The 16,308-nt window shown below is 73.9% G+C and carries 13 protein-coding genes and 1 pseudogene; 9 read left to right on the top strand and 5 right to left on the bottom strand.

What is annotated here, in order from left to right; genetic code table 11:
• Positions 1–141 precede the first annotated feature (141 nt).
• A pseudogene (locus tag AC3IYJ_RS01785) lies at positions 142–501 on the top strand (hypothetical protein); the annotation flags it as partial.
• A gap of 41 nt (positions 502–542) precedes the next feature.
• Here AC3IYJ_RS01785 and AC3IYJ_RS01780 read toward each other — a convergent pair.
• The gene (locus AC3IYJ_RS01780) at positions 543–2,300 is read right to left on the bottom strand and encodes a SpoIIE family protein phosphatase (protein WP_489399563.1); all 1,758 of its coding nucleotides are present in this window, start codon (positions 2,298–2,300) and stop codon (positions 543–545) included.
• Between the two features lie 450 nt (positions 2,301–2,750).
• On the opposite strand from AC3IYJ_RS01780, the gene AC3IYJ_RS01775 reads away from it, so the two are divergent.
• Positions 2,751–3,068, top strand: a complete 318-nt coding sequence (locus AC3IYJ_RS01775; protein WP_489399562.1) for a DUF6296 family protein — start codon at positions 2,751–2,753, stop codon at positions 3,066–3,068.
• A 57-nt stretch (positions 3,069–3,125) separates the two neighbouring features.
• Here the strand turns inward: AC3IYJ_RS01775 and AC3IYJ_RS01770 are convergent, their stop codons facing one another.
• Positions 3,126–4,847, bottom strand: a complete 1,722-nt coding sequence (locus AC3IYJ_RS01770; protein ID WP_489399561.1) for a SpoIIE family protein phosphatase — start codon at positions 4,845–4,847, stop codon at positions 3,126–3,128.
• Between the two features lie 367 nt (positions 4,848–5,214).
• On the opposite strand from AC3IYJ_RS01770, the gene AC3IYJ_RS01765 reads away from it, so the two are divergent.
• Positions 5,215–5,583, top strand: coding sequence for a PRC-barrel domain-containing protein (locus AC3IYJ_RS01765; protein WP_489399560.1), 369 nt, complete (start codon positions 5,215–5,217; stop codon positions 5,581–5,583).
• 98 nt (positions 5,584–5,681) lie between these two features.
• On the opposite strand, the gene AC3IYJ_RS01760 is transcribed toward AC3IYJ_RS01765, so the two are convergent.
• Complete coding sequence (locus AC3IYJ_RS01760; RefSeq protein ID WP_489399559.1) at positions 5,682–6,509, bottom strand: ribonuclease BN; 828 nt, start codon at positions 6,507–6,509, stop codon at positions 5,682–5,684.
• A 402-nt stretch (positions 6,510–6,911) separates the two neighbouring features.
• Here AC3IYJ_RS01760 and AC3IYJ_RS01755 point away from each other — a divergent pair, with 402 nt between their 5' ends.
• A complete protein-coding gene (locus AC3IYJ_RS01755) occupies positions 6,912–7,514 on the top strand; it encodes an ATP-binding protein (protein WP_489399558.1) in 603 nt (200 codons plus the stop codon).
• Here AC3IYJ_RS01755 and AC3IYJ_RS01750 read toward each other — a convergent pair.
• Entirely contained in the window at positions 7,395–8,288 is an 894-nt protein-coding gene (locus AC3IYJ_RS01750) for a YihY/virulence factor BrkB family protein (protein ID WP_489399557.1), read from the bottom strand. The two genes, AC3IYJ_RS01755 and AC3IYJ_RS01750, sit on opposite strands and share 120 nt — an antisense overlap.
• Before the next feature lie 123 nt (positions 8,289–8,411).
• Between AC3IYJ_RS01750 and AC3IYJ_RS01745 the strand changes: the two genes are divergently transcribed.
• From AC3IYJ_RS01745 to AC3IYJ_RS01725, 5 genes are all read left to right on the top strand, one after another.
• Positions 8,412–9,080 carry a VanZ family protein gene (locus AC3IYJ_RS01745; protein WP_489399556.1) on the top strand — a complete coding sequence of 223 codons (669 nt, stop codon included), beginning with the start codon at positions 8,412–8,414 and terminating at the stop codon, positions 9,078–9,080.
• 126 nt (positions 9,081–9,206) lie between these two features.
• On the top strand, positions 9,207–11,846 hold the full coding sequence (lanKC, locus tag AC3IYJ_RS01740; RefSeq protein WP_489399555.1) for a class III lanthionine synthetase LanKC: 2,640 nt from the start codon (positions 9,207–9,209) through the stop codon (positions 11,844–11,846).
• Positions 11,843–11,977 (top strand): SapB/AmfS family lanthipeptide, encoded by a 135-nt coding sequence (locus AC3IYJ_RS01735; RefSeq protein ID WP_489399554.1) that lies wholly within the window; start codon positions 11,843–11,845, stop codon positions 11,975–11,977. The genes lanKC and AC3IYJ_RS01735 overlap by 4 nt, the downstream gene beginning before the upstream one ends.
• Before the next feature lie 67 nt (positions 11,978–12,044).
• Positions 12,045–13,841 carry an ATP-binding cassette domain-containing protein gene (locus AC3IYJ_RS01730; RefSeq protein WP_489399553.1) on the top strand — a complete coding sequence of 599 codons (1,797 nt, stop codon included), beginning with the start codon at positions 12,045–12,047 and terminating at the stop codon, positions 13,839–13,841.
• A complete protein-coding gene (locus tag AC3IYJ_RS01725; RefSeq protein ID WP_489399552.1) occupies positions 13,838–15,607 on the top strand; it encodes an ATP-binding cassette domain-containing protein in 1,770 nt (589 codons plus the stop codon). The genes AC3IYJ_RS01730 and AC3IYJ_RS01725 overlap by 4 nt, the downstream gene beginning before the upstream one ends.
• Positions 15,608–15,640: 33 nt before the next feature.
• On the opposite strand, the gene AC3IYJ_RS01720 is transcribed toward AC3IYJ_RS01725, so the two are convergent.
• Complete coding sequence (locus AC3IYJ_RS01720) at positions 15,641–16,249, bottom strand: response regulator transcription factor (RefSeq protein WP_489399551.1); 609 nt, start codon at positions 16,247–16,249, stop codon at positions 15,641–15,643.
• Positions 16,250–16,308 lie beyond the last annotated feature (59 nt).

The following is a 16,308-nucleotide window of genomic DNA, read 5'->3' as shown; positions in this document are numbered from 1 at the left end:
TGCACTGCACTTCGCCGCGCCGCAGGGGCACCCGAGTTGCGTTCCAGTACGCGGGAGCCCCCGCAGCACGCCGGGGCACGGCCCGGGACGGCGCGGACCGGACCGGCAGGATCCGAAAGGTCGACCGAGTCGGGGGATGCTGAGAGGTTCAAGGACGTGGACAACGCGGACGTTGAGCACGGGGCCAAGGAGCACGCCGAGGGCAACGAGGCGCTGCTCGCACTGCTGGAGGTTTCCGAGGTGGCTTCCGACGCGTGGGAAGCGCGCCTGGAGGACCTGGTCAAGGCGGTCACCCACCACCTCGACGAGGAAGAGCGCACCATCCTCAACGACGCCAGGGAGAACGTCCCGGACGAGCGGTGCGTCGAACTCGGAGCGGCGTTCCTCCGGGAGCGGGAGCGGGAGCGGGAGCGGGAGCGGGAGCGGGAGCGGCAGCGGCAGCGTGCGGGCGGCCGTACGGGGATGACGGCGCCGACGGCAGGCCGGGGACCGTGGGGATGAGCGTGCGCCGCTGCCCCCCTCTCCCGGTGCGCCGCACCAGGTCAGGGAACGCGTAGGGCCAGTACGACGACGTCGTCCGCGGAATCGAGGTGGGCCGGCCTGCCGCAGAGCAGGTGGACCAGTTCGGCCGGCGGCCGGTCGCCGTGGCGGGCGAGCAGGCCGACGAGTTGTGCGATGGAGGCTTCGATGTCGTGGCCGCGGTGCTCGACGAGTCCGTCGGTGTAGAGCAACAGGGTGGAGCCCGCGGGGAGGTCGCGCCGGTGCTCGGTCCGCTGGAACGGCCCTAGGCCTCGGTGGAGGAGCACGTCGTGCTGCACCAGGGTGGTCACCCGGCCGTCGGGGGTGCGGAGCAGTGGCGGCGGATGGCCCGCGTTCGACCAGGTCAGCGTCCAGTCGGGGCCGGTGTCGGCGTGGTCCAGGCGTGCGTGGAGCAGTGTGCCGCTGGCCTCGACCGGCAGGACCGAGCACGCTGCCTCGAGGGCGGTCAGAGCGCGGGCAGGGCTGTACGGCGGGTGGTCGAGGGTGGCCTGGCGCAGCATGCTGCGGATCTGGCCCATGACCGTGGCGGCGTGCATGTCATGGCCCGTGATGTCACCCACCGTGACCATGAGGGCTCCGGGCCGGCCGGACGGGGAGGGCGGCAGGTGGTAGGCGTCGTACCAGTCCCCGCCCATCATGTCACCGACCGCGGCCGGCTGGTACAGGGCGCTGATCTCGACCTGGTCGACAAGGGGCAGATCGGTGAGCATGGCTTCCTGGAGCTGCCGGGCCACGGAAATGCGCTCGTCCAGGTACAGGGCTCGTTCCACCGCCTGCGCGATGTAACCGGATGCGGCGGTGAGCGTGGCCCGCTCGGTGACGTTCACCTCGTGTGGTTTGGCCCAGCAGATCGCGAGGACGCCCAGCAGCGCGCGGCTGCCCCAGAGCGGCAGGCACAGCACCGTCGTGAAGCCCATGCGGTCGAAGAAGGAGACCGCCTCGGGGCCGTAGTCGGCGACGAGCGCCTCGCGGTCGGGAACGAAGACCGCCCGCCGTTCCCGCAGGGCCCGGGTGCTGGGAAACGCCGCGCTCAAGGGCATGGTCAGGACCTCGTGTTCCACCGAGTGCTCGATGTCCGGGTCGGGAACCCGGTGGAGCTCGTCCTTGCCGGCGACCAGCAGGCCGACGTACGACGGCTTGCCGACGCCGACGAAGAGGTCCCGCAGCCGTCGCCGTACGTCCTCCAGCCCTGACGTCTGGGCCAGCTCCTCAGACGCCCTCAGCAGCAGCTCGGCGTGGTCCAGCCCGGCCTGGGCCTCGTGCTCCAGGCGCTGGGCGTCGCTCCGGGCGCGCTCGGCGGCGGCCCGCGCGGTCTCCAGCACCGTCTGTGCCGACCGGCTCTGTGCCGACAGGAAGCGCAGGCGCAGCTCGGCGGAGCAGGCCGCGGCGAGATCCTCCAGGTCGCTCAACTCGCCGTGGTCCCACGTCCGTGGCTCGTGGTCGATGGCGCACAGGCAGCCCAGGACGAGCCCGTCGTCGTCGGTCAGCGGCATCCCCGCATACGCGACGACTCCGAGTTCCACGACGGCCGGGTGGGCGCGGAGCCGCTCGTCGACGCGGGCATCGGGCACGACCAGGGGCTTCCCGTGGGCCACCACGTACCAGCAGAGCGAATGCGACAAGGGCAGTGCCCGGCGCGCCGCCCACGGATCCGGCAGACCGACCAGTCCGGGCAGGATCTGCCGGTCCTCGTCGATCAGCGAGACGAAGGCCGTCGGCGCGTGGAGCAGTCGTGAGACCAGCCGGGCGAAGCGGTCCATCCCCGTGTCCGAGGCCGCAGAAAGACCGGCCGGCATCGAAGCCCGCCGCCGTGCGTCGCTCCGGTCCGCTCCACGTTCCCGGTCCTGCTCAGGCATCTGCCCTCCGGTCCCTCTGTCCCGAGGTCCTCAACGGCATCGTAGAACGGCGGGTACCGCTCCGCCGGTCACGGATGCCCGGCTCGCGCCCTGCATGTGAGGCCGGCCGTAGCGGCGGGCGGACTGGTCCGGGCGCGCGCCAGGGCGCGGCGTGTGCCGCACGGAATCCCGATGGTCGCGGAGAGTGAATGCGACGGTGGCCCCGCCCGCCGACCTCAGGCTCAGGACCTCGGTCGAAGGCGGCACACCGTCGTTCCGTGATCGGCGCCATCGGCCCGGGAGGTGGAGGATGAAAGGAAAGCCGGAATCATTACGACTGTCCCGCGTCGGCACCGGCGCAGAGCGGAGAGAGTGATGGGAGAAACAGCCGCAGGTGCGCAGCATGATCTCGACGGAGCGCGCCATCCGATCGCGGATCCAGTGGCGGACGAGCCGGGGGGCGGGACACGTCGAGCGTACGAGTTGGTGTTTCCCGGCCGCGCCGAGGGCGGCCCGGACGTCGTGCGGGTGACCGCCACAGAGCGGACGGGGCCGGGAGGCCACCCCGTCTACGAGGACGCCACGGGCATCATCCAGGCGGAGATCAGCGACCGCTCGGAAGTGCGGGTCCTGGCCACCGGCGCCGGTCAGGAACCCGCTCACGGGGTCACGGCCCGCCCCTTGGACGGATGATCCACCACTTGGCCGAGGTCGCCCGGTCCGACACCGGTGTTCAGGCCGCGGAGGTGTTCAGGCCGCGGGGACGCGTACCGCGAACAGGACGGTGTCGTCCTGGGCCTCCTGAGGGCCGATGGAGTCCAGGAGAGAGCGCAGCAGCGCGTGCAGCCGGATCCCCGGCGGGGCCGCGGCGAGCTCCTGGGTGAGCCGTTCGACGTTCTCGTCCATGTCCGTGCCCCGTTCCTCCACCAGACCGTCGGTGTACAGCAGCAGCGTGCTGCCAGGGGGAAGCGAACGGCTTCCGCAGCTGCGGGGCCGGGGCGGCAGGGCGTGGTGCAGCAGCACGTCGTGCTGGGTGAGGCTTTCGACGGCGCCGTCAGGGGTGAGCAGGAGGGGGGAGGGATGACCGGCGTTGCTCCACTTCAGCTGCCAGTGACCGTGCGCCTCCGGACGGATGTGGGCGTGGACCGCGGTGCCGCTGGCCGGCAGGTCCAGGCGCCGACAGGCCCGCTCCAGGGCGCCGAGGGCCTGTTCCGGTCCCTCGCCGGGGTGGTCGTGGTCCGCCTGGCGCAACATGCTGCGGACCTGTCCCATGAGGGCGGCGGCCCTCATGTCGTGTCCGGTGATGTCGCCGACGGTGAGGGCCAGCGCACCCGTGGCACCGCTGCCCGGTATGCGAGGCAGTGGGTAGGCGTCGTACCAGTCACCGCCGACCATGTCGTCCCGTGCGGCGGGCCGGTACAGGGCGGCCAGTTCCAGACCGGGTGCGTCGGGGAGGTCGGTGAGCATGGCCCGCTGGAGCTGGCTGGCCGCGGTGACGCGGTCGTCGAGGTGGAGCGCGCGTTCGACCGCCTGGGCGGTGTAGCCGGCGAGCGTGGTCAGCACCGCCCGTTCGTCCAGGTCGATCTCGTGCGGGGTGTCCCACCCCAGGACGAGGGCGCCGAGGACGCCGTGCGTGCCGCGCAGGGGCAGGCAGGCGGCGGTGTGGAGGTTCAGGGCGTCGAATCCCGGGCTCGCCGTGGTGTCGGACACGGTGTCGGACGCGGTGCAGGCGTCCGGCTGCGGCCCGGCGACCACGACCATCCGGTTCTCGCGCACGGCCCGCGCCACCGGCCAGGCCGAACCGAGGGCGAACTGCTCGGGAACGCTTGCGTGGGGTACGTCAACGTCCACGGGACTCAGGACGCGGTGGAGCGTCCCGCGCCGGACCAGGAGCAGGTCGACCCGGGCGGGCTTGAGGTCCCCGCTGACCAAATCTCCGACCCGCTGGCGTACGTCGTCCAGGCCACGGGTGTCCGCGAGGTCCTCGGAGGCCTGCAGGAGCAGCTCCGAACGGTTGAGCAGCTCGTGCACCCGGGTGGCCTCCCCCTCGGCCGCGATGGCCGCGTCCTCGGCCGCTTCGCGCGCCTGACGCCCGATCTCTGAGCGCACCCGCATCCGGGCCTGGGCGCTGCACGCGGCCGCCAGGTCCGACAGGTCCTGTACCTCGTCCTCGTTCCAGACCCGGAGGTCGTCGTCCATGACGGCGAGGACGCCGAGGAGCTCGCCGGAGCTCCCGACCAGAGGCACGCCCGCGAACGAGAAGGCCGCGGTGCCGTCACCGGCCCGCGACAGGAACAGCGGTCGCCCGTCCTGCGCGACTCGGCGGCAGCACTCCAGTACCGCCGGGTCGGGTCTCGTTTCGGGCGGCCAGCACTCGGGGAGCACGCCTGCTGCTTCGCCGGCCGGCTCCAGGCATACGAGTCCCAGCGGGACCGCGAGTACGCGGGTTGCGAGCCGGGCGAACCGATTCAAGGGTTTCCTTTCTGTCGCGGTCGGGGCGGACCGGGCCGTTTCAGCCCCGAGGGCGGGCCTGCCGTCCACGAAAGGGGTCTTCTCGGGGCTGGGCCCGGGCAGGACCTGTACCCACGTTTTCAGGGTCCTCATCCTAGGGCTGCGCGCGACGAGGAGATGTACCCCTACGGGCCCATCCCTGCCCGGTACGCGAGCCGTGGGATCGAGCCGCTCGGTGCGTCCCCGCACCGCGCCGGGCGGATCTCGGACCCGCTGCGCGGACGTACCCCGGTGAATGAAGCTCCGAGGGCGGGGCAGGCGGGTCCGGGAGGGAGGAACGGGAGGGAAGACCTCGCCGTCCCCTGCCGATCGAAGGAGTTGTTTGCGAGTGACAGAGCACGTGTGGACGTACAAGTCGACCGCCGGTCATCTGGCCGGTACCGATCTGACCGGCTACGAGGTCGAGGCGACCGACGGCGACATCGGCAAGGTCGACAAGCACTCCTACGAGGTCGGTGACGCCTACCTGGTCGTCGACACAGGAGTGTGGATCTTCGGCAAGGAGGTCCTGCTCCCGGCGAGCACGGTGATCCAGATCGACGTCGACCGGGAGAAGGTCTACGTCGACAGGACCAAGGAACAGATCAAGAACGCCCCGGAGTTCCACAGCGAGAAGCACCTCGCCGACGTCGACTACCGTGCTGAGCTCGGCACGTACTACTCCGTCGGCGGCCCGTTCGGGGGCCGCATTGTCTGACCTCCTGGTACGTGGGAAGGGGCCCGAACTCGTGGAGTTCGGGCCCCTTCCCACGTCGGGCCGCCGGGCCGCGGTCCAAGGCGGCCACAGCCCCCGCCTCACGGCCCGGGTTCCACCGGAGGCGTCCGGCGCAGCAGCTCGTCGTGGAGCAGCCGACCGGCGAGCGCGCCCCCGAGCACGACCACGCCGATGCCGACGAGCCAGGTCTGGATGACGAGGACGGTGCCGAAGGGGCCGTAGGTGACGGCGCTGGACGCGATCAGCGGTGAGAAGACGAGCCAGGAGAAGATCCGCAGCCCGAGCAGTCCGAGCATGGTGGCCGCCGCCCCGGGAAGCAGCGCGGTCCAGGGGACCCGGCCGCCGAGCAACAGACGCTGGGACCACCAGAAGAAGAGGGTTCCGATCGCCACCGTGACGAAGCCACGGGCCGGCGAATCCCGCAACGGCGGGGCGATCGCCGAGAGGTAGAGGACACCCACCAGCACGCCGAGCCACAGCACGTGACGCCAGCGGGCCCACCAGCGGGCCGGAGGCAGGCCCCAGACCCGTTCGTAGCCGCTCTGCAGCATCGTGCCGAAGGACAGGCCGAACACGGCGAGGAGCGCGAGGCCGAAGGCCGTCGTGGTCCGCCAGGCCTGGCCGGGAAGGGCGAACAGCCGCTCGATCTCGGCCTTGGCGGCGGGCGATACGCCGAGCCCGTCTCCCAGCCATTGCGCGAACCCCTGCCCGCCGCGGGTGTCCGCCGCTGATACGACGATGAGCAGGGGTACCAGCGTCAGGAACCCGAGCGCGGCGAACCCGAGGGAGCGCTGCCACAGGTCGACCTCCCGGACGTGCACCCAGCGGCGGCCGGCCCGCGCACGGCGGGCCGCGCTGCGCATCCGCCCGACGGGCGACAGCCGACGCGTCCCTGCGGACCCGGTCATCTCGTCGGCGCACGCTCGGGCAGGCCCCCGCGAGCGCGCTCCCGGTCGGCGGCCCGCCGTTCGCCGGGGGGCGTCGCGGGCGTGTGCGGTGACCAGGGCGGGTGGGTCGGGGGTGAGGTGACGCGCATGGCCGCTCCAGGTGCTGCTTTCACGTTAGAACCCTCCCGACCGGGAATCCACCGCGGAGGATCCCGGCCCGGGAAGCGGTCCGGCGCACGGACAGCGCAGCGATTGCGCGGACCGTCCACCCCGACGGCGGCTTCCACGTGTCCGAGCGATCAGGCCGGGCATACGCGGGGCCGGGAAGGAGGGCCGCCGCACGGCCGGCCCGGGCGGTCCGCGGAGGGAGCCGCCCGCCCCGGACGAACACGGTGAGTCAACGCTCGAGGTGAGGCGACAGTGATGACGAAGGGAGCGGCCGAGGGCGATCCTCGGCGCGTGTGCGGGCCGGTCACGGGCCAGCGGCGCCGACTCGTCCTGAGCAGCGCCCGGGGCGCGGTCGGCAAGAGCCGTGACTTCACCCGCCAGACCCTGCGGGACTGGGAGTGGGACGGCCGGGAGAGTGCCCAGGACGCGTTGCTCGTCGTCTCCGAGCTGGTGACCAACGCGGCCCTGCACGCGCACGGCTGCGAAGAACTCGTACTGACCTCGGGGGAGACCCTGCGCATCGACGTGGTCGACGGCGTGACGGCGCTGCCGCGCCCCGGGGCCGTACGGCGGCCGGGCGTCCCCCGCGGCCACGGCCTGCTCATCGTGGAGCGGCTCTCCGACCGGTGGGGCTGCTACTCCCATGGCACGGGCAAGGTCGTCTGGGCCGAGATCGACTCCTCCCGGCTGGCCACCGGGTGCCCGGTCCCGAAGGCCCCGGCCCCCGGCCGCCGCGGCTCAGGCCCCGGTCCGGGCGTCCGGCCTGCGTGCGCGTTCGGCGTTGAACCGGGCTCCGGTGAGCAGGGCCAGGTTGGCGAACCAGAGCCAGACCAGGAAGACCACGATGCCGGCCAGTGAGCCGTAGAGCCGGCCGTAGGTGTCCAGCTCCGTGTACAGGGTGAAGCCCCCCGAGGCGGCCAGCCAGAGCAGGGCCGCCAGTACTCCGCCGGGCAGGCCGCGACGGGTGCCCCGGCCCTGGGGCGGGCCGGTGCGGAAGAGGAGCAGCACCAGGAGGGTGACGACCACCAGCAGGACGGGCCAGCGCAGCAGCGCGATGCCCTCCGGGCCGACCCCGCCCCCGCCGGCGGCCCGGGCGGCCCGCCGGGCCAGTGGCCCGGACACGACCAGCCCCAGGGCGCCGACGACGAACAGGACCAGCAGTACCGCGGCGTTGACCACCAGGATGTGGGCGGCACGGAGCGGGGGCCGCCGGTCGTGCACCCCGTGCATGGTGTGCAGGGCGCGCCGGAACACCGCCAGGTAGCTGCACGCCGACCACAGGGCGCTCAGCACCCCGCTGATCAGCAGGGCCCATACCGCCGAGTGGTCCGCGGAAAGGCCGTCGAGCGCGTCGCGCAGAACCCGCGCCGATTGCGGGGGCGCGTAGGAGGTGAGGCCGGTGATCAGCCGGACCCTCGTCGGCGCTCCGAGCAGCCCCACGAGGGAGACCGCGATGACGAGCGCGGGCAGCAGGGCCAGTACGGCGTAGTAGGTGAGGGCGGCCGCCTGGTCGGCGAGGTTGTCGGTCCAGACGTGGACGGCCGTACGCCGCAGCTCGGCGCGGGTGCGCGCCGTGAGGACGACGGTGTAAGGGCGGCCTGGGCGCGATGTGCCGCGGGGGATGTCGCTCATGCCGTGCGCGTGCCCGACGTGGCGGCGCGCATGCGCCCGCGGGGTCCCGAGTACGGTCGCGGTCGGTGACGTGTCGTCAACGGCCCCCGCGTACGCGGCCGTACGCGGGGTAGGCGCGCCCGCATGAGATGGACACACGCGCTGCGGCGCGGAGCGGTACCCGCGGAACGGGCCGTACCAGTCGCACCGGCCGTGCGGAAGCCGGATCCGCCGACGCACCCGGCCGTGCGGAAGCTGGTCCTCCCGGCGCCCCCGGACGCCGGGAAGGCACACCGGCCGGTGCACCCGGCCGTCCGGGCACTGGCCATGGCGGCTGCCCTCGTGCTGACCGTCCTGTTCGGCATCGTCCTGGCCAGGCTGACCCTGGAACCCTCTGCCGCCTCGGTGGCCCTCGTGCACAGCAACGTCCGGCCCGGCCATTCGATCGACGCCTACCTGAACAGGGCGACGGCGATCGAGGCGGCGCGACAGCTCGGAGGGAACCTGCTGCTGGGCCTGCCGCTCGGGGTGCTCCTGCCCGTCCTGCTGCCACCGGCCCGAGGGCTGCTGCGGGTCGCCGCCCTGACGGTCTGCGCGATGACTCTGGTGGAGCTCGTCCAGGGCGCCCTCGTCACGGGACGCGTCTTCGACATCGACGACGTCATCCTGAACACGGCCGGTGCCCTGCTCGGCTACCTGCTGATCGGGCGGCGGCTCGGGCGGGCCGTCCACCCGCGGCGCAGGCACTGGTGGCACCGCTGGACAGCCGGCCGCCCGTCCCCGCGGATGAAGGCGGAGCCCGGCGACTCCTGACTCCCCACACCCCGGACCGGGTTCGCTACTCGTGCGTACTGCACACCCCGTCGGTGACAGCCGTGACTGTCGCCGACTCCGCCGCGCGTGACACGGTCGATCCTGCAACCGACCGAGGGAGCAGGAGTGAACAAGGGGTACGCAGCCTTCTGCGACGCGGACCGATGGTTCTACGACGCGCCGTACCGGCGGGCCGGCGAGAGCTATCCCGCCGCCCTCGCCCCCGTCCCCCCGGGATGGCGCTCGCACCGGAGCGGCGACTGGCTCGCGCTGCGTCCCGCCGATGCCGAACTGCCCGCACAGGGCTGGAAGATCCACGTCTCGGCCACGCTCGACAACGCCGAGTCGTCGCTGACGACGGTGTACGAGTACTGCGTCGCCCGGCGGATCGCCTTCAAGTTCGTCCCGAGCCGCTACCTGCTGCACCTGCGCAACGCCAAGTACGCCGACCGCGCCGCGAGCGGGAAGTTCATCACCGTGTACCCGGCCGACGAGGAGCAGTGCCGACGGATCGCCGAGGACCTCGACACGGCGCTGGCGGGGGCGGCCGGCCCGTACATCCTCAGCGATCTGCGCTGGAGCGCCGGACCGGTCCATCTGCGCTACGGCAGCTTCACCCTGCGGCACTGCTACGACGAGCACGGCGAGCTGGTCCCGGCGATCGAGACCCCCCAAGGGCGGCTCGTACCTGACCGCCGCGGACCGGTCTTCCAGCCGCCGGAGTGGCTCGACCTGCCCGGCTTCCTGAAACCGCACCTCGAAGCACGCTCCGCGCTCACCCTGACCGGGGTCCCCTACACGGTCGAGCGGGCCCTGCACTTCTCCAACGGCGGCGGCGTCTACGTCGGCAAGGACACCCGCACCGGAGAGTCCGTGGTCCTCAAGGAGGCCCGGCCGTACGCGGGCCTCGCCGCCGACGGAGCCGACGCCGTGACCCGGCTGCACCGGGAACGGGCCGCCCTGGAGCGGCTGGCCGGTCTCGACTGCGTCCCGTCGGTCCTCGGCACGTTCACGGTCGCGGACCACCACTTCCTGGTACTGGAACACCTCGCGGGCAAACCGCTCAACACCTACTTCGCCCGCCGCCACCCGCTGATCGAGGCCGATCCCGCACCGGCCGAGCTCGCCGCCTACACCGAGTGGGCCCTGACCATCCACCGGAAGGTCACGGAGGCCGTGGACGCCGTGCACGCCCGCGGCGTGGTCTTCAACGACCTCCACCTCTTCAACATCATGGTGGCCGAGGACGCGACGGGCGGCGAACCCGCCGTCTCGCTCCTCGACTTCGAAGCCGCCGCGCACATCGACGAGGGGCTGCGGCAGACCGTGGCCAACCCGGCCTTCGTCGCCCCGGCCGAGCGGCGCGGATTCTCCGTCGACCGCTACGCCCTCGCCTGTCTGCGGCTCGCCCTGTTCCTCCCGTTGACCAGCCTGCTCGTCCTCGACCGGGCCAAGGCCGCGCACCTGGCCGCCGTAGCCGCCGAACAGTTCCCCGTACCGAGGCAGTTCCTCGACGAGGCCGTCGAGGAGATCCTCTCCGGCGCCCCGCGCGGCACACCCGCCGGCCGTCCGCCCGCCCAGGCCGGACCGTACCTGCCCGTCGAGCCCCGGGACTGGCCCGCCGCCCGTACCTCGATGGACGCGGCGTTGCGCGCGAGCGCCACCCCGGACCGCGAGGACCGCCTCGTCCCGGGCGACATCGCCCAGTTCGCCACCGCCGGCGGAGGCATCGGCTTCGGCTACGGAATCGCCGGCGTGCTCCACGCCCTCGCCGAAACCGGCGCCGGACCCTGGCACGAGGCCGAGGAATGGCTCCTCGACCGAACCCTGGAGCCCCTCTCCGGCACCCCGCTGGGCTTCTACGACGGCCTGGCCGGCACGGCCTGGACGCTGCACCGGCTCGGACACCACGACCGCGCCCTCGACCTCGTCGACCAACTGCTGCGCCAGCCCTGGGAGAGCGCGGGCCCCGACCTGCACGGCGGCCTCGCCGGTATCGGCCTTGCCCTGGACGCCCTCGCCGCCGCGACCGGCGAGAGCGCACTGCGCACCGCCGCCCTGCGCTGCGCCGAGCTGATCGTCCGGCCCGAGCAGCGCCCGGCCCGCGCGGGACTGCTGTACGGCAACTCCGGGCCCGCCCTGCTCCTCCTGCGGCTGTACGAGCGCACCGGCGACAAGGAACTGCTGCTCCAGGCCTCCCGGGCGCTCCACCTCGACCTCGACCGCTGCGTCACCAGCGCGTTCGGCACCCTCCAGGTGAACGAGGGCTGGCGCACGATGCCGTACCTCGGCGAGGGCAGCGTCGGTATCGGCATGGTGCTCGACGACTGGCTGGAGCACGGCCCGGACGAGCGTTTCGAGCAGGCCCGCCTCGAGATAGTACGGGCGGCGCAGGCGACCTTCTACGCCCAGCCCGGGCTGATGCGCGGCGCCGCCGGAATGATCCTCCACCTGGCCCGGACCACCACACCGGGTCCGGGCACCGGACCCGGGGCCGTCGCCCGCCAGATCGACGCACTGGCCCGGCACGCGGTGCCCTACCAGGGGCATCTGGCCTTCCCCGGCGAGCAGATGATGCGCCTGTCCATGGACCTCTCCACGGGCACGGCCGGCGCTCTCCTCGCCCTCGGCAGCGCGGCGCCCGGCGGGCGCGCGCACCTGCCGTTCCTCCCGCCGCTGCGCGAACGCGCGGCGGCCCCAGAGCCGGCCCCGTCCGGGGCCGTGACCCAAGGCACCACTCGACGGAAGAAGAGGGATCGGACATGACGCTTCTCGACCTGCAGTCGATGGAAACCCCGAAGGAAGAGACCACGGAGATGCACGGCGGTGGCGGCGGCAGCCGGGCCAGCCTGCTGCTCTGCGGGGACAGCAGTCTGAGCATCACGACCTGTAACTGACCAGGTCACTCCGGGCCCGGGCGGATCACCGCCCGGGCCCGCACCACATCACTGGAGGCATCCGACGATGAGCCCCTCCGACGCGGCGGCCGACCCTGAACGGGCGCCCGACGGCGCCGACGGCGCCGACCGGGTGCTCGTGGCAGTGGCCCGGCACAGCGCCGGGCGCACCGTCGCCGTCCTCGGATGCGCGCTGGCGGCCGCCGCGGCGGCGCTCGCCGAGCCCGCCGTCCTCGGCCACACCCTCGACCTCCTGCTCCGCCGGGCCCCGGCGGGCCCCACCTGGACGCTGCTGTGCGCCGCGGTCATCGCGGCCGAAGTGCTGCTGGACGCCGTCGCCGCCCGGCTCACCGGCGAGGTGGACGGCCGCTCCACCGCACGGCTGCGCCGCCTCGGGCTCGCCCGGCTGCTGGGGACGTTTCCACACCACGCGGCCCACCACGCGCCCGGCGAGAGCGCCGCGCGGCTGACCGCGCACGCCACCGAGGCCGGGAAGGTCCCGGCGGCCGTCGCGCACGCCCTCGCGGCCCTGCTGCCGCCGCTGGGCGCGCTGGCCGCGCTCCTCCTCATCGACCTGTGGACGGCCCTGGCCTTCCTCATGGGCGTCCCGCTGCTGCTGCTCCTGCTGCGGGCCTTCACCCGCTCCACCCTCACCAGCGTCGCCCGCTACCAGCAGGTGCAGCTCGCGACCGCCGGCCGCCTCGTCGAGGCACTGGCCGGGGCGCGCACGATCGCCGCCGCCGGCACCGCGGAACGCGAACGCTCCCGAATCCTCGCCCAGTTGCCCGAACTCGACACCGAGGGGCGGCGCATGTGGCAGGTCTACGGCGGCACGATCGCCCGGTCCTCGGCCCTGATGCCGATGCTCCTGTACGCGGTCCTCGCGGTCGGCGGCATCCGCCTGTCGGCCGGAGCCCTCGGCGTCGGGGAACTCCTCGCCGCCATGCGGTACGCGTCTCTCGCGGCCGGGGTCGGCGCGGTGACCGGCGGACTGGCCGCCGTGGTCCGCGGCCGGGCCGCGGCCCGGCGGACCGCCGCCCTGCTGGCCCTGCCCCCCTTCGAGTACGGCCGGGCGGAGCTGCCGGAGGGCGGCCCGGGCACCCTGGAACTGCGCGCGGTCCGCGTCGTACGCGACGGATCGACGGTCCTGCGCGACATCAGCCTGGTCCTGCCCGGAGGCACAACGGTGGCGTTGGTGGGCCGCTCCGGCGCCGGCAAGACCCTGTTCGCCGCCGTGGCCGGCCGGCTCACCGATCCCGACGCGGGCGAGGTGCTGCTGGACGGCGTACCCCTGCGGGAGCTGACCGCCGAGGCGCTGCGCCGCGAGGTCGGGTACGCCTTCGACCGCCCGGTGCTGCTCGGGGACACCCTCGGCGACGCGATCGGGTTCGGCCCGGATCCTGTCCCGTGCCCCGGCGCCGTCCGCGCGGCGGCCCGCGCCGCCCGCGCGGACCCCTTCGTACGCCGCCTCCCGCACGGCTACGCCACGCGCCTGGCCGACGCCCCGATGTCCGGCGGCGAGGTCCAACGCCTCGGATTGGCGCGGGCGTTCGCCCGCGCGGGCCGGCTCCTCGTGCTGGACGACGCCACCTCCAGCCTGGACACCGTCACGGCCCGGGAGGTGGAGCGGGCGCTCGCCCGTGAGGTCCGGCCCGGTACCCGGATCGTGGTCGCCCACCGCCTCTCCTCCGCCGCCCGCGCCGACTTCGTCGTATGGCTGGACGAGGGACGCGTACGGGCGAGCGGCACCCACGACGAGCTGTGGCGGAGCGAACCCGGCTACCGGGCGGTGTTCGCCGCCCCGGAGCCGGACGGGATCGCGACGCCGACGGGGAACCGGCGGAACCAGGAGGTCGCACCGTGACCGAGGGTGAGACCTGGCGCCGGGTGGCGCCCGAGGGCCGGCGGTTCCTGCGTGGCCGCAAAGCCGCGCTGGGACGGCTGGGGGCCTGGTCGCTCCTGGAGTCCGCGCACACCTTCCTCGGCGGATACGGCGTGGCCCGCGCCCTCGACGACGGCTTCCTCGCCGACCGTACCGCCGTCGGTCTCGCCTGGCTGGCGGCGGCCGGAGCCGGGGCGCTGCTCAGCGGGTTCGCGCTGCGCGGGGTCTTCGCCGCACTCGCGGACCTCGTGGAGCCGCTGCGCGACGGCCTGGTCCGGCGGGCGGTGCGCCAGGCCCTGGACCGCGCGGTCGCCGACCCCGCGCGCGCCCCCGACACGGGAGCGGTGTCCCGGCTGACCCAACAGACGGAGATGGCGCGGGACTCCTTCGCGGGACTGGTCCTCACCGCGCGCTCGTTCGTCTTCACCGCCGTGGGCGCCTTCCTGGGGCTGGCGGCCCTGGACCCGGTGCTCCTGCTGATCGTGCTGCCGCCCCTGCTGCTGGGCGCGGCCGGCTTCCTGGCCACGCTGCGCCCCATGGCGTCCGTACAACGCCGGTCCCTCGACACCGACGAGGCGCTCGCGGACCGGGTGGGCGTGCTGGGGGAGGGGCTGCGCGACATCGTGGCCTGCGGCGGACAGGCCGCGGCCGGGGCGCGGGTGGAGCCGCTGATCGCCGACCAGGAGCGGCTGGCGCGCACGCTCGGGCACTGGGCCGCCCTGCGCACCCTGGCCCTGGGCACGGCCGGCCGGCTCCCGGTGATCGCCCTGCTCGCGGCGGCGCCCTGGCTGCTGGGGCGCGGGGTCACCGCCGGTACGCTGGCCGGCGGCCTCACGTACGTGGTGCAGGCCCTGCTGCCCGCCCTCAACTCCCTCATGACGGCACTGGGTTCGGCGGGGACCCGGCTGCTGGTGGTCCTCGAGCGCTTCTGCGAGCCGCTGCCACCGGTCCGGCCCGTCCGCCCCGTGCCGAAGCCGGCGCTGCCGGCCCCCGCGGGCTCGTCGCAGGGCGCCGCGGCCGAGCTCCGGGGCGTCACCTTCGCCTACGGGCCAGGCGCGGTGCCCGTGCTCGACGCCCTCGACCTGGTGGTGCGGCCGGGGGAGCACCTCGCGGTGGTCGGGCCGAGCGGCATCGGCAAGTCCACGCTCACCGCACTGCTGGCCGGGACGCTGTCGCCGGATGCGGGCACGGTCCTCGTCGCGGGCGCGACCGCCCGCCGGGAACGGTCCGCCGCGGGACCGGACCCGCGGCGGACCCTGCTGCCGCAGCAGGCCTACGTGTTCACCGGCACCGTGCGGGAGAACCTGACCCACCTGTCCGCCGGCCCCGACGGCTCGGTGCCCGGGGACGCCGCACTGCGGCGCGCCGTCGGCGTCCTCGGGCTCGAAGACCTCGTCGAGCGGCTGGGCGGCCTGGACGCGGAGGTGTCCCCCCGGCTGCTGTCCCGGGGGGAGTGTCAGCACCTCGCGCTCGCCGCCGCCTACCTCTCGCCGGCTCCGCTGCTACTGCTCGACGAGGCCACCTGCCACCTGGATCCCCGTACGGAGGAGCGCGCCGAGCGGGCCCTCGCGGAGCGTCCCGGCACCCTGGTCGTCGTGGCCCACCGCGTCTCGTCCGCGGCCCGCGCCGACCGGGTCCTCGTCCTCGACGGAACCCGGGCCGTGAGCGGCACGCACGCGCAACTCCCGGCCCTCTCGCCCCTCTACCGCGATCTGGTGGGCAGCTGGACCCGGACCGCGGACGGATGACGCGCCCGCCGACCGGGGGCTCCGGGGTCGGGATCAGACCCAGCCCGCCCCCTGGGATATCCGGATCGCGTCGATGAGGTTGCGCCCGCCGGTCTTGCGGGTCGCCGCCGCGATGTAGTTGCGCACCGTCCCGCTCGCGAGGTGGAGCGTACGGGCGATCTCGGCGATGGAATCGCCCTCCGCTGCCCTGGCGAGCACGCTGAGTTCGCGCGAGCTCAGCGGCACGGGGTCGGCCTCCATGAAGGCGGACGCCAGCGAGGCGTCGATGAACCGCTCCCCGGCGGCGAGCTTGCGGACGGCCCGGACGAGCCGCCCCGGCGAGCCGTCCTTGTCCACGTAGCCGCGCGCCCCGGCCCCGAAGGCGCGGTGCAGCGAACCGGGGGCGCCGGCCGACGCAAGGACCAGTACCGCGGACGGTGACGCGAGGACCTGACGGTTCGCGCGTCCGCCGTCGGCCAGAGCGGCCGCGGTACCCGGACAGTCGACGTCGACGACCGTCACGTCCGGTCGTAAGGACTCGGCCTGGCGCACCGCGGTGCGCCAGGCCGCCGACGTGACCTCGAAGCGCCCTTCCGATCTCAGCAGCGCGGCGATTGCCGACCGGACCAGGCTGACGCTGTGCAGTACGAGGACCTTCGTCATGGTGGTCTCCCTCGGTAGACGAAACCAACGGCACCACGCGGCTGCCCCCGTACTCGGGC

This window comes from Streptomyces sp. GL_140 (genome assembly GCF_057834465.1).
Note: the sequence above shows the minus strand (reverse complement) of the source record. Positions and strands in the feature narration are given on the sequence as shown.